The sequence below is a fragment of the Chryseobacterium sp. GTID13 genome, from assembly GCF_056172655.1.
On sequence record NZ_JAOCMB010000005.1, the window covers coordinates 30,487 to 53,815 of the forward strand.

Here is a 23,329-nt window from a genome sequence, read left to right on the forward strand (position 1 = left end):
AATGTCAAAAATAGAAATAGCGTGCTTCAACCCGGAATCAGCAATGATTGCATTTGAAAACGGAGCCGACAGAATCGAATTGTGTGATGGATTAAGTGAAGGCGGAACAACCCCCAATTTTGAAACAACAAGAGATCTCAGAGCAAAAATAAACATCCCGGTTTTTGTAATGATCCGGCCAAGAGGCGGAGATTTTACCTATTCGGAGGCTGAATTTGAACAAATGCAAAAAGATCTGCTGCAACTGAAATCTCTGAAAGTAGACGGTTTTGTGTTTGGAATTCTTGACGAAAATAATCAGGTAAATGTAGAACACAATAAGATTTTGGTTGAGATGGCTTATCCTCTTCCATGTACTTTTCACCGTGCTTTTGACAGGGCAGAAGGGCTTGAAGATTCCCTGGAAAAAGTCATTGACTGTGGTTTTAAAACAATCCTCACTTCAGGTCAGAAACCCAATGTTTCAGATGGTAAGGAAAACCTTAAAAAACTGGTTGAACTTTCCGGTGGAAGAATCGAAATCCTTGTCGGAGGCGGACTTCGCTCAACCAATATTAAAGAGATCAGAGAATTCACAAATGCCGGTTACTTTCACTCTTCAGCCATTACAGACGGCGGATCTTTTGCCAATCCAGATGAGGTTGCTGCTTTGAAGAATAGTTAATTTCAGATCTGATATAAATACCTGTCTGTCATTCTGAACGGAACGGAGTGAAGTGAAAGAATCTCAATTATAATATAGAAGATTCTTCGTTCCTCTGAATGACAAACGCAGTTTAAAATCCAAATTATAATACGTTTAATCGGTCTTTTAATGAATAAATCTATCCTTTTTGCTTTCTTTTTTATTCAAAGTATGATGAATGCACAGCTTACGGAACGAAGCCTCTCTTCAGAAAAATGGCAGTTCAGAAATACGCAGGAACAGAAATGGCTCCCTGCAAAGATTCCGGGCACTGTACATCTTGATCTGATGGATAACAAGATCATTCCTGATCCTTTCAAAGATGAAAATGAAAAAAAGTACAGTGGATAGAAAACGAAGACTGGGAATATCAGGCTAGTTTCAAAATATCATCAAAAGAACTGCAAAATGATCATGTAGACCTTATTTTTAACGGTCTTGACACTTTTTCTGAAATCTATCTGAATGGAAAGCTTCTGAAGAAAACAGATAATATGTTCAGAAAATGGGAAATTCCTGTGAAAGATTTTCTGAAAGAAGGAAATAACGACCTGAAGATTAAATTTATATCAGCAGTAAAAGAAGGAAAAAACTGGCAAAAAAAGTTCCGTTTACGATGCCGGAATCGCCGAGGAGCTTTGTAAGAAAAGCTCAGTATCAGTTTGGATGGGACTGGGGGCCGAGACTGGTGACCGCCGGAATATGGAAAGATATACAGTTGAAATGCTGGAATCTTGCTGAAATCCGAAACGTTAAATACAATCAGAACTTTTCAGGAAATATTTTCAATTTAAAATTTGAAGTAGAAATCAATGCTCAGAATTCCGGAGATTATGTATTGAATATTAATAAGCAGATCCAAACAGTTTCCCTGAAAAAAGGAATCAATAAAATAAGTGTTCCATATAAAACGGACGGGATGAAACTGTGGCAGCCTAATGGTTGGGGAGATGCCAGTCTTTATGATTTTAAAATTGCGCTTTCTAAAAATAATCTATCCTTAGATCAGAAGAATATAAAAATTGGACTCAGAACTGTAGAACTCGTACAGGAAAAGGATGCAGCAGGAAAATCTTTCTATTTTAAAGTGAATGGAAAGCCGTTGTATGCAAAAGGAACAAACTGGATTCCGGGTGACAGCTTTTCACCCAGAATGACCAAAGAGAAGTACCAAAAGCTCATCAAAGATGCCAAAGATGCCAACATGAATATGATTCGTGTCTGGGGCGGCGGGATTTATGAAGATGATGAATTCTATAAAGCCTGCGACGAAAATGGTATTTTAGTCTGGCAGGATTTTATGTTTGCCGGCAGCTTTTATCCGGCTGATGAATCTTTTTTAAATAATGTAAAAGAAGAAATAAAGGACCAGGTCAACAGGCTTCAAAATCATCCCTCCATTGCTTTATGGTGCGGAAATAATGAAATTGATGAGGCTATTGTCAACTGGGGATATCAGAAACAGTTCAAATATTCAAAAGAAGACTCTTTACAGGTTTGGAAGGATTATAAAAAACTGTTCCATGAAGTGATTCCAAATACTTTAAAAGAAAGTCTTACTACAGACAAGAACATTTACTGGCCAAGTTCACCGTCTATTGGATGGGGACATAAAGAAAGTCTTACAGAAGGGGATTCCCATTACTGGGGAGTCTGGTGGGGAGAGCAGCCATTTGAGATATATAATGAAAAAGTGGGCCGTTTCATGTCAGAATACGGTTTTCAGGGAATGCCAAGCGTTGATGCTGTAAAATCCATGTTTTCCGGAACGCCTGATCTCAGTCTTCAGAATCCTGTGGTTAAAGCCCATGAAAAGAATACAAGAGGTTGGGAGATCATCAGCAAATATATGGAAAGGGATTATAAGGTGCCTTCGGACTTTATAAAATACAATTACGTTTCTCAGCTTCTTCAGGCCCGTGGAATGAAAATGGCTGTTGAGGCACATCGCCGTTCAAAGCCTTACAATATGGGCACATTATACTGGCAGCTCAATGACTGCTGGCCGGTAGTTTCATGGTCGTCCATTGACTATCTGGGAAACTGGAAAGCCTTACATTACCAGATGAAAAGAAGTTTTGAGCAGCAGGTAATCTTAACCGAAGAAAAAGACAATATTTTAAACTTTTATGCTGTTAATGACGGATTAAAGACTTTCAGTAACCTTAGTTTGGAAGTAAAAGCAATAAGTTTCGATGGTAAAATTTTAAAAGAACTCAAAGCGGTTTCAAAAGAGAAAATGCTGGAAAGTATTCTAAAATTTGAACCTGTTAAAATTGAAAAATTAATTCCTGATTCTGATAAAAATAAAACCTTCCTGCAACTTACCTTAAAAGATAAAGATGGAAAAATAATTGCCGATAATCTTCATTTCTTTGCTAAACCTAAAGACATGAAATTGACACAACCTGCTATTAAGATAAAAAAAGTATCAGCAGATGAGATTGAAATTTCCACTGATGTTCTGGCAAAAGACGTTTATCTTATGGGAGACACCCATTTCAGTGATAATTTCTTTGATCTTCTGCCTGATACTTCAAAAAGGATCAGACTTTCAAAACCTTTAAAAGATATAGAAGTAATAAGCCTTTGGGATACATTATAATTTAAAAATAAGAAAAGAAAATCTGCTCAATCAGCCCAATCCGCGAGAGAAAAATAACCTTATGCATAACATGAAATTTTGAATGTATATTATTGTATTTTTAAAGCTATAACTAAAAAATCAACCGTAACTTTACATTCAATTTTTTAAATAATATGGTAAATTTTGTTCTGATTGCGGTGTGCATTATTGCAGGAATGGTATTCAAAGCAACAAAATCTATCCATCCCGATGCTCACAAAGGCATCAATACCTGGATTCTTTACCTTGCCCTGCCCGCAGTTTCTTTCAAATATCTGCCCAAAGTGAAATGGACCACAGAAATGCTGTTCCCGATTGCAGCCACCTTCCTGATTTCCGTTTTCTGCTTTTTCTTTATGATGTTTTACAGCAAAAGTAAAGGGTATTCCAGGCGGTCCAGGAGCACATTGGAACTCACAAGCGGTTACAGCAATACTTCCTTCATCGGTTTTCCTCTGATCAGTGCATTTTATGGAGAAAGCCTTTTAAGCATAGCCATTATTTGCGATCAGACCATGTTTTTTGCCCTTTCCACATTGGGAATTATAGCAGCAGTAAAGGGTGGCAGCAGATCAGGAAAGGTAAGTGCAAAATTTATTTTAAAGAGACTGATTACTTTCCCTCCATTGATAGGATGCATCGCAGCGTTGGTATTATCGCAGTTTATTGATCTTACGGCTGCAGAACCTTTTTTTGATAAACTCGCAGCAACAGTAAGCCCGCTGGCTTTATTTTCCGTGGGATTACAATTGAAATTCAATGGCTGGAAAAAGCTGGTCCCGCAAATGTCGGTTTCCATGCTTTACAAACTAATCCTGGCTCCGGCTATCGTTCTGGCACTGGCTTTATTTCTCAATGTAAAAGGAGATGTGGCAAAAATCACTGTATTTGAAGCAGCAATGCCAACTGTTGTCACTTCAAGTATTATTGCAGAACAGTTCAGGCTGAATACCAAACTTACCAATCTCATCATCGGTTTCAGTATTATTGTCGGGTTTCTTACCTCTACAGTCTGGTATCATATAACGCAATTCCTTTTCTAAATTGTCATACCGATCTTGTATACAAAATGAAGCGGCTGAATGTTTTTAAATATTCTCTCGCAGATTGAGCAGATGTTTATGGATATTATAATCATGGATAAACATGCTTAATAATACCCTTATATCTTAATAAATAAAAGCATAATTATATAACGCAAACATCTGCTCAATCTGCAAAATCTGCGAGAACAAAAAAACAATCAGACATAAAAAAAGAAACGATCAGTTTAACCTGAAAAACAACATAAGGCTGCTTTACCCTCTGATCTCAATAAAAAATTGCAGTTCTCTGAAGAAAAATTTAATTTTACACTTTAAAAATTTCCCTTGCAGTACGCCCAGATAGTTTTACCGCTTAATTTAAAAGGATCTTTCACCTACAAAGTCCCTGAAGAACTAATGCCCATAATTCAACCGGGAATGCGGGTTCTCGTACCTTTTGGGGGAAGAAAATTTATACCGGAATTGTTTTTGAGCTTCATGATAACGCACCGGAAAGTTTTGTGGCGAAAGAGGTCATCAGTATTTTGGATGATAAACCTATTCTTCCCAGGGAGCAGATCAGCTTCTGGAACTGGCTTTCAGAATATTATCTATGCGGGCTGGGAGAGATCTACCGTTTTGCGTTTCCCTCTTCTTTAAAACTTGAAAGTGAAACCTATTTAAAATTAAAACCCAATATAACGGTTGATTTTGAAAACCTGGACGTTAATGAAATGTACCTTATTCAGGCACTGGAAGTACGTCAGCTTATCAATCTTACCGATATTGAGGCTTTTATTCCTAAAAAAGAGATCATCAAAACGATCAATTCTTTAATTGATCTGCAGTATATTGAAATTGATGAGAAAATAGCTGAAAAATACAAAGCTAAGGAAGTAGCCTATGTCAAAGTCAGCGATGAGGTTTTAGGTAACCAAAACCTGACGGATATCCTTTTAAAACTCAACAAAGCTCCGAAGCAGAAAGATCTTTTCCTTGCAATTTTAGAAAAACAGACCGAACATCCGGATACGCCGATTAAAAAATCTGAATTGTTTGAGGACGGATATTTCGGAGCCTCACATTTTAAGGCGCTTGCAGATAAAAATCTTGTTGAAGAGTATCATATGCAGAAAGACAGGATTGAAAGTTATGAAGGCGAAATTGAAGAGCTGGAAGAGCTTTCCGAACTGCAGAAAGAAGCTAAAACAGAAATTGACGAAGCTTTTGAAGAAGGAAAAAATGTACTGCTGCACGGCGTAACTTCCTCAGGTAAAACCCATATTTACCTGGAAAAAATTGAAGAATGTATTCAGCAAGGAAAAAATGTTCTGTTCCTGCTTCCTGAAATTTCCCTGACCAAGCAAATCACTCAGCGGCTGGAAAAAAATATGGCAGACAGCTGGGTTTTTATCATCAGAAACTAACCGATTTTGAGCGGGTAGAAGTTTGGCGGAGAATAAGGCAGAACGACATTAAAATTCTTATAGGAACCCGGAACGCCCTGTTCCTGCCTTTTCAGGATCTTGGACTTGTGATTGTGGATGAAGAACATGATTCTGCGTACAGACCCAGAGAAGCTTCTCCCTATTTTAATGCAAAGGATGCAGCGATGGTTTTAGGAAATTTTTATGGTGCCGGAGTTATTCTGGGATCGGCGACCCCTTCTGTGGAAAGCTATTATAACGCCAGAAAAGATAAAATAAAATATATTTTCTTGAATGAAAGATTCGGGAATGTGAATTTACCTGAATATGAGCTCATCAACTTTAAAGAAGCCCAGGAATCCAAAAAAGTGTCCGGGAACTTTTCTTTACACTTAATAGATGAGATCAAAAAGACGCTGGATGAAAAAAATCAGGCCATCGTACTTCACAACCGCCGTGGTTATGCCAATGTTATAGAATGTGAAACCTGCGGCTATGTCAATTACTGTTCGAATTGTGATGTGGTGATGACCTACCATAAGGCCGCCAACGAAATGAAATGCCATTACTGCGGCCAGAGAGCCTCAAAGCCGAGAACCTGCCCAAAATGCCATTCCGAAAACCTGAATGAAAGAGGAGTAGGGGTAGAACAGATTCATGAGGAAGTATCCAAAATATTTCCTGATAGTGAAGTAGACAGGATGGATGTAGATTCCATGCGTAAGAAGTTCGCCTACGAAAAGCTGTATGAAAAAATAGAGGAAGGCGAAACAGATATTGTTGTAGGGACACAGATGATCTCAAAAGGCCTTGATTTTGACCATATTGAGCTTGTGGCTATTCCCAAAGCAGACTCACTGCTGTATGTACAGGATTTCAGGGCAGAAGAAAGGGCCTACCAGCTGATCACCCAGGTTTCAGGAAGAGCCGGGAGAGTTTCGGGTAAAGGAAAAATTTTAATCCAGACTTATAATCCGGAACATTCTGTTTTTCAGCTGATCAAAATGAATAATCCGGCAAAAATCTATAAATATATCCTTACCGAGCGTCAGAAGTTCCACTATCCGCCGTTCACAAAGCTGATTATGATTGAGCTGAAGCACAGAAAAGAAGATAAAGTGAACCGGGCTTCCCAGTTTCTGGGTTCCATTTTAAGAAAATACCTTCCGGAAGAATGTGTTCTGGGGCCGGAAAGAGCTCAGATTGCAAGGCTTAATAATTTATACCAGTTCCAGATTATGCTTAAACTTCCCCGCGGGAAAAAGTATGATGAATTTAAAAAAATGGTTTTATTAAGTTTGAATGAATTCGATGAAATCACTGCTTATCAAAGTATTAAAAAAGATATATTTGTGGATTTTTAACAATTTTTAACAAACTTTAGACTCTTTTATAAGACCTCTGTAATCCTTTTTATAACAATAATTTCTACTTTTGGACGTTGATTAAGTGTTTGACTCTTTAACTTTTGATTTAACTTATCATTTTTTACACTGTCAAACTATAGAAACAAAAAAAGATAGATGGTAAATTACAGAAAATATATTTCAGGTGTAGCGGTATTGGCTTCTGGGTTTTTCCTTGCTCAATCTACCGTTTCTACAGTTCTTTACTCACAGGCTTACGAAAATCAAAAAAATACTTTAAACCTCCCTTCTCCCGTTACTTCAGTAGCGGAAAGAACGGTTTTGTCTGCCAAAGAGCTCGTAGATATTAATGTAAACACAATGATGGCGGATCCTGTGCTGAAAAATGCAGACTGGGGATTCGTAGTGTACGACCCGAAAACGAAGAAAGTAATCTCTTCGTACAACGAAAATACCCCTTTAGTTCCGGCTTCTACTACCAAATTGCTTACCACGGAAACAGCTTTGAACCTTTTAGGCGAAAACTACCGCTGGATGACCCAGCTGGAATATTCAGGGACGATTGATGAAAACGGAACTTTAAACGGAAATCTCTATCTGATAGGCAGCGGCGATCCTTCTTTGGGAACCAATAAAGCCGGTGCATGGTCATACAGAGACATTATTTCAGACTTCATGGGCGGACTTTCCCGCGAAGGTATCCGAAAGGTAAACGGTGATATTATCATCCAGACAGCGCTTTTCAAAGGCAATATTACAAGGCTTCCGGAAAATGTTGTATGGCTTGAAAACAATAACTATTACCTTCCTGTAGGAACTACACGCGAAATCAATCCGGCCAACGAGAAACTGATCATGAAAAAATCAGGACTGGTTTCTGAGAAAAAATACTTCTATATGTCTCCTTATGCCAACCAGATGGTATATGCAGACAAATATGAAGGAGACGGTCTTTTAACGACGAAACTTCCCGATGCTCCGGCTTATCTTGCCAATACTTTAAGAACAACACTGGTAAAAAGCGGAATTGGTGTAACAGGAAAAGTAACTCCGAGAATGACGGATGCTTCTCCGGAAAGCAGAAAGCTGGTTTCAGCCTATAAATCTCCTACTTTAGCTGATATTATATTCTATACCAACCAGCACAGTGATAATTCCCTGGCAGAAGCTTTACTGAAAACAGTAGGTTTCCAGAGGCTGGGTGATCAGACTTCAGAATCCGGCAGAATAGTGGTAACAGGCCACCTGAAGGATGAAAACTTTGACATGATGGGATTAAATTATATAGACGGGAGCGGACTTTCCAGAAGTAATAATGTAACGCCTATTGCCCAGGCAAAGTTTTTAACCTCTTTAATGGATGAGAAGTATTACAAAGCCTATTTCACGTCACTGCCGGTAGGCGGACAGTCCGGAACTCTGAAAAGAATGTTCATCGGTACCGGAAACGGACAGGTTTTTGCTAAAACAGGAACTCTGAATAAAGTAAAAACACTGGCAGGCTACCTGAAGACCAATTCAGGAAAAACCCTTGTGTTTTCTTTAATGGTAAACAACTACTCAGGATCTGTAGATATGGTAAAGAAAAGAATGGAAAAAATTCTTGAACCGGCTCTGGATCTCTAAAAGATATTATTTTAATATTCTAAAAACCTTTTAATCAATGATTAGAAGGTTTTTTTTATCTTTGGTTACAATCTAATATTCTGAGTATGAGAAAATTTTACCTTCTGATCCTGGGACTTTTGTTATCACAGCCATCCTATGGACAGATCCATGACCAAAATATTGAAATGAAAGGGCTCATTGCAAAAGAAATGAATTCTTTTACCCAAAAAATGACCGCCTATAACATTAATCCCAATACTTTAAACTACGATCTCCAGTATCAGAGGATGGATGTCACTTTAGACCCTGCGGTGTATAATATTGCAGGATCTGTTACGTCTCATTTCAAACCTAATCTGAATATGAGCAGCATTTATTTCGATCTTACTGATAATATGACTGTTTCCCAGGTGCAGTATCACGGAAGCAATCTTACCTTTCAACAGCTGCCGACAAAAGAAGTAAAAATAGATTTCCCGGCTTCTATTCCTGCCAACACATTGGACTCACTGACCATCCATTATTCAGGAGCTCCGACTCCCGGAAATGCTTTTTCAACTACCATGCAGAGCGGGACACCTATTTTATGTACTCTAAGCGAACCTTATGGCGCACAGGACTGGTTTCCGACAAAGCAAAGCATGAATGACAAGATTGAAAGGTTTGATTTTAAAATCACAACCCCTTCACAATATAATGTGGCAGCCAACGGAAAATTAATGTCCGAAACCATACTTCCCGGCAATCAGAAACTTACTTTCTGGAGAACAGCTTATCCTACAGCAGCTTATCTGATCGCACTTTCCATTACCAATTTCGTTAAAATTAATGATACGATGGGAAACCCGCCGTTTCCATTTGTTAATTATGTGTACCCATCCACCAATGCCGATCCTACGAGTATGGCGAATATTGAATGGACCAAGCAGATAATGAGTACTTTCGAAACTTATTTCGGGCCTTATCCGTTCCGCAATGAAAAATATGGGCATATGCAGTTTAAATTCGGGGGAGGAATGGAGCATCAGACCATGTCGTCTATGGGAAGCTGGAGCAAAGGACTTATTGCTCATGAGCTGGCCCATCAGTGGTTTGGAGATAAAGTAACCTGCGGGGCCTGGAATGATATCTGGCTGAATGAAGGTTTCGCCACTTTCGGAGCTGTTCTGGCCAACGAAAAATTGTTGATGACGAATACCGAGTTCAGGAATTTTCTACTGGGAGAAATCAATAATATTACCTCTTCTCCCAATGGTTCTACCTATGTTCCGGATGCTGATCTTTCCAACGTAAGCAGGATATTCAATAACAGGCTGACCTATGCAAAAGGAGCTTATATTTTAAGAATGATCAAGTGGATCCTGGGAGATGCTGTCTTTTATCAGGCACTTAAAGATTATCATGCAAGACCGAATTTAGCTTATAGTTATGCAAAGACTCCGGATTTTAATGCTTCGCTGCTTCAGTCTACGGGAAAAGATTTTACAGAGTTTTTCAATGACTGGTTATATGGCGAAGGCTATCCCAGCTACACTATAAAATGGAGACAAACGGGAAATCAGATTCTTTTTAAAGCGTCTCAGGTACAGAGCAGTCCTACCGTAAGCTTCTTTGAAATTCCGTTACCAATCAAAGTGAACGGAACCGGTGGTCAGACTGCTTATTTTGCATTGAATAATACTTCTAACAATCAGGGATTCCTGGAAACGGTCTCTTTCCCTGTGGCCAGCGTGGAATTCAATTACGAATACCAGATTTTGGAGAAAAACTCTACCGTGATTCAGGATAATACATTAAGCGTATCGTCTGTAGAGAAGGAAGAATTTGCTTTATATCCAAATCCGGCAAAGAATGAATTATTTATAAAAGGGGTTAATAAGCCTGCCGATTATTCAATTTATGGTATGGACGGAAAATTAATAAGAAAGTCTGTTTACCAGCCGGGAAAGGCAATTGGAATTTCAGAATTGGTTCCTGGATCTTATATTTTCTCGATTGATGATAAAAATATTAAGTTTTTAAAACAGTAAAAATAATTCTTAGATATGCAAAAACCTTCAGAAATGAAGGTTTTTTTGTATTTAAAAAAGAGGATAAAAAGTATAGAGCGGACGCTCTGCGGATAATAAGGCATATATAAATTCCATTGTTAAATTATTTAATGGTTAAACTATAAACGGAGTTTTCAGATAAGAAAGCTTCTTTGTTTTCTGGCAGCTTTTGCAGCTCTTTTTCTGGCAGTTTTTACTTTATATCGGAACCATTTTTCTTTGAAAAGCTTACGCATTATATTGTCAAAATTTCTGGTTACAACCATATTTTTAAAACCGCGCCACTTTTCCAGAAGACTGGAAGGAAGTGCTCTTACGGAAACGGAATATCCTTCAGTTTCATACTGGATATAATGCCACCATCCGGAAGGAATATAAAGTGTTTCGCCAGGCCCCAGTACTGCTTCGTAACCGTCTAAGTAGAGCAGGGCAGGGTATTCCCTGTAATTCGGATCTTTAATATTCGGTAGGCTGTGAAAATTATAGGGCAGCTTATACATAAGGTCCGACTGCTCCCAGGGAAAAAGCCAGATTCTCTTGATCCCGTGAAACTGGGTAATAAAAACATGGGACATATCAATATCAATATGATTTCTGGTAATGGAACCTTCACCCCCGAAAAACATAAAAGGAAGCCATTTTAATATTTTCCCGTCCGTTACATCATTGTAATGGAGATCATCTTTAAGTTCCGGTCTGATCGTAAGCAGGTTGAACAAGAAAAGCCTGTGTTCCGTAGGAGCTGTACTTATCAGATCAAGATATTCCGCAAAGGTGGTCTGGCCAATCGGGCTGCTCGCCACTTTATCCAGAGATTCAAGCTCGCTTCCGTAAATATTCACTTTGTGGTCTCCGGCTATTTCCTTGAAATATTCATAATTCCATTTTTTGAAGGCAGGACTTTCAGGATCGATAAAATCCTCCATAATAACCGGCAAACGAGGCTTCATATGATTATTTTTAAAGCTTTCAGAATCTAATTTCTTTACTTTTTGTATCGGAGTCAATCTCATATTCCTGAATTTTAAAAAAACAAATATAGCTATTATCCTACTAAATTAGTAGACTAATATTGTTAAAAATGAAATTGACCCCCGTTTTTAGAATTAAACTTATAAAAGCTGATTCTTTAAAGGCTTTTTATTAAATTAGCACATCTAAAAAATTACTAAAAAATGATCTCTGAAAAATATCTTCAACATTTACAGAATGAACTGCAAAACATTGAAAATGATGGTCTTTACAAAAGAGAAAGAATCATCACTTCCCAACAGAGTGCAGAAATTGAGGCCAATGGAAAGAAGCTTTTAAACTTCTGTGCCAATAATTATCTGGGTCTGTCCAATAATCCGGAAGTAATGAAAGCTTCCCAGGACATGATAGAATCTCACGGTTACGGAATGTCTTCTGTACGTTTTATCTGCGGAACACAGGATATTCACAAACAACTGGAGAAAAAGATTGCAGATTTCTTAGGTCTTGAAGATACTATTCTTTACGCTGCCTGCTTTGATGCGAACGGAGGGGTTTTTGAACCATTGTTCACGGAAGAGGATGCTATTATTTCAGATGAATTGAACCATGCTTCTATCATTGACGGTGTACGTTTATGTAAAGCGGCAAGATACCGTTATAAAAACAACAATATGGAAGATCTTGAAGCCCAGTTAATTGCTGCTTCAGAAAAGGATCACCGTTTCAAAATTATTGTTACAGACGGTGTTTTCTCAATGGACGGTATTGTAGCCGACCTTAAAGGAGTATGTGATCTTGCAGATAAATACAACGCCCTTGTAATGGTTGATGACTCCCATGCAACAGGTTTCATCGGGAAAACGGGCCGTGGAACCCACGAAGCTAATGAGGTAATGGGAAGAGTAGATATTATTACTTCTACCTTAGGAAAAGCTTTGGGAGGTGCTCTTGGAGGGTTTACTTCCGGTAAAAAAGAAATTATCGACATGCTGAGACAGCGTTCACGTCCTTATTTATTCTCAAACTCACTGGCGCCGGGAATTGTTGGAGCTGCTCTGAAAGTTCTGGATATGATCTCTGAAGATACTTCACTTCGTGATAAAGTAATGGAAAATGCAGCTTATTTCAGAACGCAGATGGTAGCTAAAGGATTTGATATTCCTGATGGTGATGCTGCCATTGTTCCGGTAATGCTGTATGATGCCCCTCTTGCCCAGAAAATGGCTGAAAAGCTTATGGATGAAGGAATTTACGTAATCGGATTCTTCTATCCTGTGGTTCCAAAGGGAAAAGCGAGAATCAGAGTACAGCTTTCTGCTGCCCATACAAAAGAGCATTTGGATAAAGCCATTGCCGGTTTTGAGAAAGTAGGAAAAGAACTGGGAGTTATTTCTTAATTAAAATTTAACCATATCAATGCTTCGGCTTTGCTCGGCATGACCCTATTTATAATTGCGTTTTTTTTGATAAAATTAAAGCAGTTGGTGTAAATAATGTCATGATGAACAGAGTCGAAGTGTTTTTTATATTATTTCTACCAAATATTTTTGTTATTAACATTATATTTGCCATTATTTTAAAAAATGCTTTATACTATAATCAAAGCACTGCATATTATCTTTATGGTAAGCTATTTTGCGGGAATTTTTTATCTCGTAAGAATTTTTGTTTACTATAAGGATACGGATGAGTTTGCTGACGAAAAAAGAAAATCCTCAGAGAACAGTATACTTTCATGGCCAGAAGACTGTGGAACATCATTACGGTTCCTGCGGGCATCATTATGGCAGTCTGCGGAATTATTATGATTTTCCTGAATACCGGGCTCATGAAAATGCCGTGGTTTCATTTAAAGCTTACTTTCCTGATCGGCCTTGCCGTTTATCATTACTGGTGCTGGAAAAAAGTGCTGAAACTGAAAGAATTAAACGGGGAAACCATAGAAACGCCCAATATCAAACTGCGGCAGGCCAATGAAATTGCTACGTTTATTCTCTTCCTGGTAGTTTTTACAGTGATCCTGAAATCTGCAGTGATTGAATACTGGTGGCAATTAATCGCCGGATTTTTCGTTCTTGTATTTCTGATCATGATGACCGTTAAACTCGTTAATAAGAATAAAAAAACAAATAATTGTTTAAGCCGAATGTATACATGAATACGTTAATACACGAATACATCAATACATTTTCTTTTACATTGTACAAAAAACTATGATTGCAATTTTAAAAAAGGAACTCTGGAGTTACTTTGGGAACTGGAGCGCATGGGTAATCATTGCTGCATTCAGTCTCATAACAGCTCTTTTCCTGTTTTTTTCGAGAATGATTCCAATATTTTCGATATCGGGATGGCGTCTTTACAAAGCTATTTCGTACTCGTACCATGGCTTCTGATGTTTATTATCCCTGCACTTTCCATGAAAACCTTTGCAGAAGAACAGCAGACAGGAACACTGAACTGGCTGTTTTCCCAGCCTTTGAAAGTTTCGGATCTGGTAACAGGGAAGTTTCTTTCAGTATGGATCGTGGGGATTCTCTGCCTTATTCCGTCATTGATTTATCTTTATACGGTTTATGTTCTTGGGGTTCCTGAAGGAAATATTGACCTTGGAATGACCTTTGGCAGTTACATCGGGCTGATTATTTTAATCGCTGCTTTTGCAGGAGTTGGCATATTGGCTTCATCCCTTTCCCAGAACCAGATCATGGCGTACCTTTTAGGCGTTTTTATGTGTTTTATTATGTATTTCGGGATAGAGCAGCTTGCCAGCTACAAACTGTTGGGCGGAGCAGATTTTATTCTTCAGAATGTAGGGTTTTATCAGCACTTTTTAGGGTTTACCAGAGGTCTTATCGATCTTAAAGATGTTGCCTATTTTATCCTGATCATCGGTGCTACCTTATTATTGTCCAACCATTTTATCTCTAAAAAGAAGTAGCATTATGAAGAAGTTCAATATTAAATCTCCTCTGGGAATTTTCTTAATTGCAGTAGTCCCTTTGGTTATCCTGCTTGCGTATTCCGGAATCAGATTAGATTTAACCAAAGAAAAAAGATATACCCTTTCGGATAATACGGTAAGAGTACTTGAATCGGTAAAAAAGCCGCTTACGGTAGATGTTTACCTTGAAGGAGACTTTCCGGCAAGCTTTAAACAGCTTCAGAGTGAGACGAAATTTATGCTGGAAGAGTTCAGGAAGATCAATCCTAAAATTGATTTTAAATTTATCGATCCCATCAAAACAAAAATGTCTCAGGATACCCTGATGGCAATGGGAATGCAGCCTTCTGTTCTGCCGGATGTTAAAGACGGGAAAATTTCTCAGATTACCCTTTTTCCTTATGCTGTTATAAAATATGACAAAAGGGGAGTATCCATTCCGCTGGTAGTACAACAGGCCGGGATAGATGCGGATCAGCAGCTGACAAGATCTATAGAAGGACTGGAATACAGCCTTGTTTCCAATATCAAGAATATTGCAGCTAATAAGAGAAAAAAGGTTGGGATCCTGGTCAATCAGGATGAGCTTGGGCCGGAAGAGTTTCACAGTTTTATGCAATTGGCCCTTGAAAATTATGATGCAGGTCCTATAGTCCCAAAAAACCAGACAGAACTTACTCTTGAAGATCTTCCTCTACTGAAACAGATGAGTGCTTTGGTCATTGCAAAACCGAGAAAAGCATTCACCGATAATGAAAAAGTGATCCTTGACCAGTTCATTATGAACGGCGGAAAAACACTTTGGATGATTGATGCCGTTAATGCTGAAATGGATACGCTGACAAGATCCCAAAAGGTAATGCCTTTTCCGGTGGATATCAATATGACAGATTTCTTTTTCAATTACGGAATCAGGATCAATCCTGCTTTGGTAAAAGATGTTAAGAAATTTGCACTGCTGAAACTGGTTACCGGTGAAGTAGGAGGGAATCCTCAGTACACAAGCCTTCCATGGCCTTATTTTCCACTTGGAATTGCTGAAAATGATAATCCGATCACGAAAAATATCAACCCGGTAAAATTTGAGTTCCCGACTTCCATCGATACTTTAGGCGGAAGAAAAAACATTAAGACAAAAGTTCTTTTCGAATCCAGTGAAAGAACGCTTCTGAAGCAGGTTCCTAATTATGTAGACCTGAAGGAAATTGCAAGTGTTGACAGTCTTGGACAAATGGAAAAACCAAGCACACCGAAGATCTTCGCCGTTGCTTTGGAAGGAAAATTCAATTCTGCCTATGCTTCAAGAATTGAAAGAAAAGGTTATCCCGGCTTCAAAAGCCAGAGCCCTGAAAATAAAATGATCGTGATTGCAGACGGAGATGTAGGAAGAAACAAAATGCACAAAGGTGAGCCGCTTCCGATGGGAATTGACCGCCTGACGAACCAGGAGTTCGGTAACGAGCAATTCCTAAGAAATGCACTTGACTATCTTCTGGACGACAGCAACCTGATGGCTCTCAGAAACAGGAATATTGAAGAAAGACTTCTGGACAGGAACCGCATCACGGAAGAAAAAACAAACTGGCAGTGGCTGAATTTATTATTGCCTTTGGTAGTTATCGGCCTGCTGGGAGGATTGTTCTTCTGGATGAGAAAGAAAAAGTTTGGATAAATAATCATAAAGCCACTGCAGTGTATAGCAGTGGCTTATTTTTTTGGTATAAAAAAGTTTTTTTAAAATTAAAAAAAGAGAGACCCAAAAGCCTCTCTTTATAAATACAGTGTATTTTTACATTCTAAAATACAATTTACCACGGACTGATCCCGGTTTCATCCTCAATATCATTGCTGTAGAACTGTCCTGTGGGTGCATTTTCATCAGTCAGGGTATGTTTTATGATAAAAGAAGCTGCACTTTCTACAGAGCCCGGACCGCTGTGACCATTAAAATCTGTGGCAGTATATCCCGGATCAATAACATTGACCTTAAAAGGAGAGTCTTTCAGTTCATAGGCTAAAACAGTAGTATAAGCATTTAAGGCTGATTTGGACGGGCCATATGCCGCTCCTTTTACATGGTAATACTTCCAGCTTGGATCGTTATGTAAAGTCAATGATCCGAGTCCTGAAGTAATATTACTGATTCTCGGGCTTTCCGATTTTTTAAGCAGTTCTAAAAATGCCTGGGTTACACGGATCACTCCAAAAAAGTTGGTGTCAAATACAGTCTGAATTTCTGAGATAGATGTTTCAGTCGCAGTCTGAGGATTTACTCCCAGAATTCCTGCATTATTGATCAGGATATCCAGTTTTCCCTGTTCTTTCCCGATCAGGTCTTTAGCGGCTGAGATTGAATCTGGTTGGGTTACATCGATCTCAATGGCTTTTATATTTTGAAAACCTTTTTCATTCAGCTCTTTTACAATGGCTTCTCCTTTTTGAAGATCACGGCTTCCTAAATAGACCAATAATCCTTTTTCCGAAAGCTGTTTCGCGGTTTCCAGGCCAATACTTCTGTTGGCTCCTGTTATTAATACTGATTTCATTTTTTCTTTGTTTTAATTGATGATGTAAAATTCCATCAATTAAATTTAATCCTGTTTGCCAAATGACAAAAAGTAAAAAAATCAATTTAAAACTTTAAGAAGTCAGAAGCTCGACATCTAATGTTTAGCAATATTTTTCCTGATTCTGCTGAGTGAAGATTGGGTAATCCCAAGATAGGAAGCAATATATGAAAGTGGAATCTTATTAGCCACAGTAGGATAGATCTCCAGAAATTTCAGATAGCGGGTGGTTGCATCTTCGGTAACCAGCGGGCTTCTTCTTTCTACTTTCTGCATCAGTGCCCTTGAAATAATTTTATGAACAATGGCTTCCCATCCTACGATAGTCTGCAAAAGCTCCAGCCAGTCTTTTCTTTGAAAAATAATAAGTTTACAATCGGTAACAGCCTGAACATAAGTGCTGGAACAGATCTCATTATCAAAACTTTCCAGGTCTACAACGAGATTGTTTTCTTCAATAAAATATTTGGTAATTTCCTCTCCCTTGTTATCGTAATAGCAGACTCTCAGAATTCCGCTCACGACAAATCCCACCTGGCGGGCAATTTTTCCGGCTTCTGAAAAATATTCGTCTTTCGGAAGGTCTGTTTCTTTTGCCTTACTGGTTATAAAGTCAATCTGCTGTTGGTTCAGATTTCCGAATCTTAAAATAAAATCGAACAGTTCTTTCATGAATGCAAGGTAGTTAAAGTTATTTTTGCTGCGTTTGCCATTTGACAAAAAGAATCTGGAAATAAAATTGATTTAGTATTTTTTTTAATTAAATAACCTCCTGAATTCCAGCGGAGACAGATTAGTCTTTTGCTTAAACAGCTTACTGAAAGACTGCGGATGCTCAAACCCCAATTCATAAGCAATTTCACTTACCGACAGGTGAGTGGTGCTGAGGCGTTCTTTAGCCAGGTCGATGAGTTTATTCTGGATATGCTGCTGGGTATTTTGCTGGGTGTGAATCCGCAGTAAAGATCCCAGATAATTGGGTGAAATATTCATTTCTGCGGCTATGGTCTTTACAGAGGGAATTCCGTGTTCTATAAGATTTCCGCCGTCAATATACCGGGAAAGCACCTCCTCAAATCTCTCCAGAAGCTCGTGGCTGGATTTTTTCCGGGTGAAAAACTGCCGTTCATAAAAACGTTCCGAATAAATAAGCAGGAGTTCAATCTGGGCAGCAATCACTTCCTGGGAAAATTTATCAATATTGGACTGATATTCCCGTTCTATATTTTTCAGAATGTCTACAACTACTTTTTCTTCCCTGTGTGAAAGGAAAAGGGCTTCATTAACATTATACTTAAAAAAGTCGTAAGATTTTATCTTCTTTGCGAGCGGGGTATTCCAGAGGAAATCCGGGTGAATGACCAGCAACCAGCCAGTGGGCTCTACCACCACATCAGGTTTCATTTCCAGTTTCAGAAACTGAAGGGGAGAAACAAAACATAAAACTCCGGAATCAAAGTCATATTCCTGCTGACCGTAGTTAAACTTAGCATTCACATTACGCTTCAGACCGATGGAGTAAAAATTCTGAATCCATTTCAGCTCACTGTCATCCGTAGGATAGTTCACCTGGCTGTAATCGATCAGACTGATCATGGGATGTTCAGGACCGGGAAGGTTACAGAAGGCATGAAATTCAGAAATTGTGTTAAAGCGGAATGGAGGTTTCATAATGCTAATTTAGTAAATTGTATAATGTCAAATTATTAATGTGATTGATGTATGTCATCCTGAGCGTAGTCGAAGGAGGTGGTAATAATCTTAATCTAAGCTTTTATGTAAAATGCTTCGACTACGCTCAGCATGACATCGTTATAATATCTATGTCCGGAACGCAGTCGAAGAATTGTGATTCTCAGGGCAAATAAGCATTTATATCACTGTAGATACTGTCAGGGCTTCCCATTGTTGGGCATCATCGGTAATGATCTTGATCTTTGCATTCAGAAATTCAGAAGTACCGCTTCCCAAAAGAAAATGAACCGGTGGGTTCTTTACTTCACTTAGAGCAATCAGGGCCTCTGCACCTTTTTCAGGATCATTAGGCTGATTTCCGTTGATCTCGTTAAGATGGGCCTGTTCGGAGTTTCTGGCCGTTTCATAAGCCTGAATTGGATTTGCCGGTGTTTTTACAGAACCTTTACTTAAGAAATCCGTCCGGAAATAACCTGGATACACCACCGTTGCATGAACCCCGAATTCTTTAATTTCTTCAGCCAGAGATTCGGTAAGTCCTGCCACTGCAAACTTTGTTGAACAATAAATTCCCCAGCCCGGAAAATTCCCGGAATACCCTCCAATAGAAGAAATATTAAATATATGTCCTGATTTTTGCTCCCGGAGATAAGGAACCGTATTCCTGATCACATTCAGGGTACCAAATACATTGACGTCAAAATTGGCTCTCGCTTCTTCATCTGTCAGTTCCTCCAGAGTACCGATCTGTCCGTATCCGGCATTGTTCACTACCACATCAATCTGCCCGAAATGCTCAACTGTTTTTAAAACTGCTGTCTGCACATCGTCGTTATCCGTTAAATTCAGTTCGAGAGGCAGAAATGCTTCGGATTTTTCTCCGATTTCTGAGATTAAAGACTGTGTGTTTCTTGTAGCTGCGGCTACACGGTAGTTTTTTGCCAGTAATTTTTTCACTAAGGCCAGTCCCAGACCTTTTGAGGCTCCTGTAACGAACCATACTTTTTTTGTTTCCATTTTTATTCTGTTTAAATGATGGTACAAAGATCATAGAAGCAGAAAAAGGAAACGTAGCCCAATCAACGAATCATGTAATCAGATCGTGAATCACCACAAAAAAAGAAGCCCGAAAGCTTCTCTAGTCTTATATTTAAGTAATTTTAATCTTTTAATACCGGAATAATATGTTCCCAGTTCAGCTGTTCGGCATAATCCAAGGCTGTTTTTCCGTTATTTGATTTTATATTTTTGTCTGCTCCGGCTTTTAAAATAACTTTTACAGAGGTGAGGTTTCCTGCTATTGTTTCTTTGTGAAGGAGTGTAAGGCCATTTTCATCAGTGTAACTGATCTCATCTGGATATTCCTGAAGAAATTTTATCAGTTCTTCTTCCATATTTTTGCTCATAGGATGCTCTATAAGATTCTCAGGTTTTTCTTTCTGTTCGTTCACCACAAGTATTTCATTAAAATTCCCGAAATCAAGCTGCCAGGCTTCATCATGCTCCTTCCTTTCATCATCAGACATATCAGCTCTCATTTTGTGAATGGTAAACCCGCCATAAGTTTTAGGTAAATTTTCCTCCTCCGTAATGAGAAGTTTAGCAAGATCTGTAGGGGTTTTTGTAGCCGGTGTAATGGCAAAAAGCCAATCGCTGATTTCATTCAGAGGAATTTCAAAATAATCTCCTGCCTGGATATTGGTAAGGTTATTAGGCTCGTTAATCAGAAAACCGCTTACTGTGTCTCCATCGAATTCAATTTCATTGATCCACATATGTTCCACTGTATCTTCTCCTGTTTCCGGATCTTCCTCCCGGAATACGGCTTTTACACAGGCAAGATCGAGAGCCGGGATAATCCTTCTGTTTTCCCAGGACTGCTCCCTCCAGAAATATTTAAAGGTTTCCCTTGCTTTTTCATATGCTGCGATCATTTTGGGATCTTTCCCGTCAGTAAATATAAACGAATTTTCTTCCATTGTGACTGGACTTTAAAATTTGATCATTATAATAGTATCAGGTTTCAAAATGTTCTGCAACATCTGAAACCCGGGATTTTTTATTTTGATTAAAAATATGAAAAATATAAACAAGTGTTTGAATTTTTCAATAAAATTTCAATGATTTAGCATTCCTGACTTACGGTCTCAGGAAGAAGAACTGCTGTTTTGTAATAGCTTATATCGTCTGTCATCCTGCTTTGAAGATCTTTAAAGGTTGAGTATTCATAATACTGCCACTCCAGTTCGTTTTCAGGGTCAGGTGTCTTGTCTATAGCGAGTTCCAGTTTTCCGTCTTCCTGATAGCTGAATTCTATGGCAGCATATTTTTCACCTTTTTCATCCAGGGTATACCAGCATTTTGTGGTTCTTTCCAGAATAGGTTTCAGGGTTTCGTTGTCCAGGACCTGGGAACAGATGAAATTATCGGGATCATCATGATGAAAGACAGTTTTTGAGATCAGAGGTTTGTCATCCACGGCCAGGGAATACATTTTGTTGGTAGCAATGATAAAATCTCCTGCAGTTTCCCTTTTTTCAATATCGAAAAGATCAGATTTTTCTTTCAGATAATTGACGACCTGCTCCTCATCTTCATCATGGCTCATAAAATAATTGATGCTGTATATTTCATCTTCGGTGAGAAATTCTATCTCTTTCAGCACTTCAGAATCTTTTTCATAGTAATATAAATGATAGTCATCCAGTTTCTCAGCTTTTGCCTTTGAAATCACTTCTCCAAAAATGTTTTTATATACTTTTTTCATGTTTAGTAGTTTAATATGTTTGTTGTTAGGGTATCCGGCCGTTAGTTTTATGTATACAGCATATTTAGGACCATATTTTTATATTATACGATCTTGCTTATAATTCTGGCAAAAATTCATTATTTACATACCATGCCCGCATTTTTGGCAGAATTTTCATCTGCTGCATAAGCTGTTCTGCCTGTATGCCAATAATTCCTCTTTCCAGATCCTGGGAATCGGTATCCATGCCTTGGGGAAAATGTTCAATATCTGTAAATCTTCCTGAATGAAAACGAGAGGCAAAATATTCTCCATTCAGGTAACTGTCGGTATTGTAATAACTTTTTGACAGCTGGTAATGGAATGTATCGGTTTCAGGAAGGCCAGGGTCAGTACATTCCCAGGCGATAGGAAAATGCCGGTCATCATATATTTCACGGATGATAAGATTTGAGAAAGTATTGCTGTCGAAATCATAATATTTCACTGTTTCTACCCAAAGATCACCATACGCATTCCTTGTTCTGAAGCTCAGTATTTCCAAGGCTGGTATATCTCTGTATTTTTCCAGAAGTTCCGTTTCGTTGTCTTCGGGCTCTAAGTAATAATGTAAGGCAAAGAGAGTATCAGAATGATATTGTTCTCTTATTTTTAGTTTTCCGTGAGCTAAAAAATGCTTGTACCATCTGGATTTTTTCTTATGGCTTCCCGGGTCACTTATGAATTTAAAATCCTCATCCCTGTATTCAATTTTCATGGTTTAGTTTTCTGACCCCAAATATATTTAAAATCAAAGAATTAAGGAATTATATCCGCATTTTTATAATAATGATTTTTTGCTAAGAAGCCTCAAAATATTGTTTCACTTCAGAAATGTAAATAATAATTCTGCCATCGTTAATGAAACATCAGTAAAGTATCAATTGAAAAGCAGTTGAAAAATGTCGTTATTTTCAGCAATTGTAAAGGAGTTTAAAGAATTAAACATCCTTGATGAAATCCTCGTATTCATAGTAGAACCTTTCAAAGCCGTCCATTTTATCCCGGAAAAATTCGAAAATTTCCTGCCATGTATTTTTGTTGAATATGGAGACTCCGTGTTTTTCAACCCAGATTTTACTGATCACTTTGCCGTTGTCCAGGGTAAAATATTCCTCTTTCTGAAAGTCTCCGATAAAGTCTTTCAAAATATCTTCCAGAGACCAGATCTTCTCATAATAAGCGTTCCGGAAGATTTCATCTTTCATTTCGATATCTAAGGAGACTTCCGCCTTTTTATTATCAGCATTAAATTTGAATGACATATCCTTGATCTTTGTATCATAAAGGAGCCATTTTCTGGGAAAAGACTTCCCAAAAGCCGTCCAAAATTCTTTTTTTAGCTGCTGTGCTTCTTGTTTACTGAACATATACAAACATAAGGATTTAATAACGAAAAGGCAAAATGGCGAGAGGCAAAAAGGCTAAATAGCGAAAAGACAAAGGTGAAGGGGAACAATGAAAGTGAAGAATGAGTAACGGAAAATGAAAAATGTATAAAAAACAATTAACAAATTTGCCATTTAGCCTTTTTACCTTTTCGCCATTTCACTCAAACATATCCATTTATA

At 38.2% G+C, this 23,329-nt stretch carries 16 protein-coding genes and 4 pseudogenes; 11 read left to right on the forward strand and 9 right to left on the reverse strand.

The window, feature by feature from the left end:
* Position 1 precedes the first annotated feature (1 nt).
* The 7 genes and pseudogenes from N4G44_RS06050 to N4G44_RS06080 all read left to right on the forward strand — a co-directional run bounded on the left by N4G44_RS06050 (position 2) and on the right by N4G44_RS06080 (position 10,768).
* Entirely contained in the window at positions 2 to 664 is a 663-nt protein-coding gene (locus tag N4G44_RS06050) for a copper homeostasis protein CutC (protein WP_474925226.1), read from the forward strand.
* A gap of 195 nt (positions 665 to 859) precedes the next feature.
* Positions 860 to 3,017, forward strand: a pseudogene (locus N4G44_RS06055) (glycoside hydrolase family 2 protein); the annotation flags it as partial.
* A gap of 60 nt (positions 3,018 to 3,077) precedes the next feature.
* Positions 3,078 to 3,290: a glycoside hydrolase family 2 protein gene (locus tag N4G44_RS06060; RefSeq protein ID WP_474928286.1), complete on the forward strand. Its 213-nt coding sequence runs from the start codon at positions 3,078 to 3,080 to the stop codon at positions 3,288 to 3,290.
* Between the two features lie 155 nt (positions 3,291 to 3,445).
* On the forward strand, positions 3,446 to 4,354 hold the full coding sequence (locus N4G44_RS06065; RefSeq protein WP_474925228.1) for an AEC family transporter: 909 nt from the start codon (positions 3,446 to 3,448) through the stop codon (positions 4,352 to 4,354).
* 327 nt (positions 4,355 to 4,681) lie between these two features.
* Positions 4,682 to 7,127: pseudogene (priA, locus tag N4G44_RS06070) on the forward strand (replication restart helicase PriA).
* Positions 7,128 to 7,286: 159 nt separating this feature from the next.
* Positions 7,287 to 8,756 carry a D-alanyl-D-alanine carboxypeptidase/D-alanyl-D-alanine endopeptidase gene (gene dacB, locus N4G44_RS06075; RefSeq protein WP_474925230.1) on the forward strand — a complete coding sequence of 490 codons (1,470 nt, stop codon included), beginning with the start codon at positions 7,287 to 7,289 and terminating at the stop codon, positions 8,754 to 8,756.
* An 86-nt stretch (positions 8,757 to 8,842) separates the two neighbouring features.
* Positions 8,843 to 10,768 carry a M1 family metallopeptidase gene (locus tag N4G44_RS06080; protein WP_474925232.1) on the forward strand — a complete coding sequence of 642 codons (1,926 nt, stop codon included), beginning with the start codon at positions 8,843 to 8,845 and terminating at the stop codon, positions 10,766 to 10,768.
* Between the two features lie 155 nt (positions 10,769 to 10,923).
* Here the strand turns inward: N4G44_RS06080 and N4G44_RS06085 are convergent, their stop codons facing one another.
* On the reverse strand, positions 10,924 to 11,802 hold the full coding sequence (locus N4G44_RS06085; protein ID WP_474925234.1) for a cupin-like domain-containing protein: 879 nt from the start codon (positions 11,800 to 11,802) through the stop codon (positions 10,924 to 10,926).
* A gap of 162 nt (positions 11,803 to 11,964) precedes the next feature.
* On the opposite strand from N4G44_RS06085, the gene kbl reads away from it, so the two are divergent.
* From kbl to gldG, 4 genes and pseudogenes are all read left to right on the forward strand, one after another.
* Positions 11,965 to 13,161 carry a glycine C-acetyltransferase gene (kbl, locus tag N4G44_RS06090; protein WP_343608106.1) on the forward strand — a complete coding sequence of 399 codons (1,197 nt, stop codon included), beginning with the start codon at positions 11,965 to 11,967 and terminating at the stop codon, positions 13,159 to 13,161.
* Between the two features lie 186 nt (positions 13,162 to 13,347).
* A pseudogene (locus tag N4G44_RS06095) lies at positions 13,348 to 13,922 on the forward strand (CopD family protein).
* A gap of 55 nt (positions 13,923 to 13,977) precedes the next feature.
* Positions 13,978 to 14,705 (forward strand): annotated as a pseudogene (locus tag N4G44_RS06100) (ABC transporter permease subunit).
* 4 nt (positions 14,706 to 14,709) lie between these two features.
* On the forward strand, positions 14,710 to 16,380 hold the full coding sequence (gene gldG, locus N4G44_RS06105) for a gliding motility-associated ABC transporter substrate-binding protein GldG (RefSeq protein WP_474925237.1): 1,671 nt from the start codon (positions 14,710 to 14,712) through the stop codon (positions 16,378 to 16,380).
* 136 nt (positions 16,381 to 16,516) lie between these two features.
* On the opposite strand, the gene N4G44_RS06110 is transcribed toward gldG, so the two are convergent.
* The 8 genes from N4G44_RS06110 to N4G44_RS06145 form a co-directional block, all read right to left on the reverse strand.
* Positions 16,517 to 17,254: an SDR family NAD(P)-dependent oxidoreductase gene (locus tag N4G44_RS06110; protein WP_474925240.1), complete on the reverse strand. Its 738-nt coding sequence runs from the start codon at positions 17,252 to 17,254 to the stop codon at positions 16,517 to 16,519.
* Between the two features lie 117 nt (positions 17,255 to 17,371).
* Positions 17,372 to 17,947, reverse strand: coding sequence for a Crp/Fnr family transcriptional regulator (locus tag N4G44_RS06115; RefSeq protein ID WP_474925241.1), 576 nt, complete (start codon positions 17,945 to 17,947; stop codon positions 17,372 to 17,374).
* Positions 17,948 to 18,031: 84 nt separating this feature from the next.
* Positions 18,032 to 18,946 (reverse strand): helix-turn-helix domain-containing protein, encoded by a 915-nt coding sequence (locus tag N4G44_RS06120; protein WP_474925242.1) that lies wholly within the window; start codon positions 18,944 to 18,946, stop codon positions 18,032 to 18,034.
* Positions 18,947 to 19,147: 201 nt separating this feature from the next.
* Positions 19,148 to 19,987, reverse strand: a complete 840-nt coding sequence (locus tag N4G44_RS06125; RefSeq protein WP_474925244.1) for an SDR family NAD(P)-dependent oxidoreductase — start codon at positions 19,985 to 19,987, stop codon at positions 19,148 to 19,150.
* A gap of 143 nt (positions 19,988 to 20,130) precedes the next feature.
* On the reverse strand, positions 20,131 to 20,949 hold the full coding sequence (locus tag N4G44_RS06130; RefSeq protein ID WP_474925245.1) for a DUF2314 domain-containing protein: 819 nt from the start codon (positions 20,947 to 20,949) through the stop codon (positions 20,131 to 20,133).
* Between the two features lie 146 nt (positions 20,950 to 21,095).
* The gene (locus N4G44_RS06135; RefSeq protein ID WP_474925247.1) at positions 21,096 to 21,737 is read right to left on the reverse strand and encodes a hypothetical protein; all 642 of its coding nucleotides are present in this window, start codon (positions 21,735 to 21,737) and stop codon (positions 21,096 to 21,098) included.
* 97 nt (positions 21,738 to 21,834) lie between these two features.
* Positions 21,835 to 22,476 (reverse strand): hypothetical protein, encoded by a 642-nt coding sequence (locus N4G44_RS06140; RefSeq protein WP_474925248.1) that lies wholly within the window; start codon positions 22,474 to 22,476, stop codon positions 21,835 to 21,837.
* A 223-nt stretch (positions 22,477 to 22,699) separates the two neighbouring features.
* Positions 22,700 to 23,128 (reverse strand): DUF4268 domain-containing protein, encoded by a 429-nt coding sequence (locus tag N4G44_RS06145; RefSeq protein WP_474925250.1) that lies wholly within the window; start codon positions 23,126 to 23,128, stop codon positions 22,700 to 22,702.
* Positions 23,129 to 23,329 lie beyond the last annotated feature (201 nt).

Excerpts from the sequence above, each read along its gene's own strand:
- N4G44_RS06050 (WP_474925226.1), top strand. The coding sequence starts at position 2 with ATGTCAAAAATAGAAATAGCGTGCTTCAACCCGGAATCAGCAATGATT.
- N4G44_RS06060 (WP_474928286.1), top strand. The coding sequence starts at position 3,078 with ATGAAATTGACACAACCTGCTATTAAGATAAAAAAAGTATCAGCAGAT.
- N4G44_RS06065 (WP_474925228.1), top strand. The coding sequence starts at position 3,446 with ATGGTAAATTTTGTTCTGATTGCGGTGTGCATTATTGCAGGAATGGTA.
- dacB (WP_474925230.1), top strand. The coding sequence starts at position 7,287 with ATGGTAAATTACAGAAAATATATTTCAGGTGTAGCGGTATTGGCTTCT.
- N4G44_RS06080 (WP_474925232.1), top strand. The coding sequence starts at position 8,843 with ATGAGAAAATTTTACCTTCTGATCCTGGGACTTTTGTTATCACAGCCA.
- N4G44_RS06085 (WP_474925234.1), bottom strand. The coding sequence starts at position 11,802 with ATGAGATTGACTCCGATACAAAAAGTAAAGAAATTAGATTCTGAAAGC.
- kbl (WP_343608106.1), top strand. The coding sequence starts at position 11,965 with ATGATCTCTGAAAAATATCTTCAACATTTACAGAATGAACTGCAAAAC.
- gldG (WP_474925237.1), top strand. The coding sequence starts at position 14,710 with ATGAAGAAGTTCAATATTAAATCTCCTCTGGGAATTTTCTTAATTGCA.
- N4G44_RS06110 (WP_474925240.1), bottom strand. The coding sequence starts at position 17,254 with ATGAAATCAGTATTAATAACAGGAGCCAACAGAAGTATTGGCCTGGAA.
- N4G44_RS06115 (WP_474925241.1), bottom strand. The coding sequence starts at position 17,947 with ATGAAAGAACTGTTCGATTTTATTTTAAGATTCGGAAATCTGAACCAA.
- N4G44_RS06120 (WP_474925242.1), bottom strand. The coding sequence starts at position 18,946 with ATGAAACCTCCATTCCGCTTTAACACAATTTCTGAATTTCATGCCTTC.
- N4G44_RS06125 (WP_474925244.1), bottom strand. The coding sequence starts at position 19,987 with ATGGAAACAAAAAAAGTATGGTTCGTTACAGGAGCCTCAAAAGGTCTG.
- N4G44_RS06130 (WP_474925245.1), bottom strand. The coding sequence starts at position 20,949 with ATGGAAGAAAATTCGTTTATATTTACTGACGGGAAAGATCCCAAAATG.
- N4G44_RS06135 (WP_474925247.1), bottom strand. The coding sequence starts at position 21,737 with ATGAAAAAAGTATATAAAAACATTTTTGGAGAAGTGATTTCAAAGGCA.
- N4G44_RS06140 (WP_474925248.1), bottom strand. The coding sequence starts at position 22,476 with ATGAAAATTGAATACAGGGATGAGGATTTTAAATTCATAAGTGACCCG.
- N4G44_RS06145 (WP_474925250.1), bottom strand. The coding sequence starts at position 23,128 with ATGTTCAGTAAACAAGAAGCACAGCAGCTAAAAAAAGAATTTTGGACG.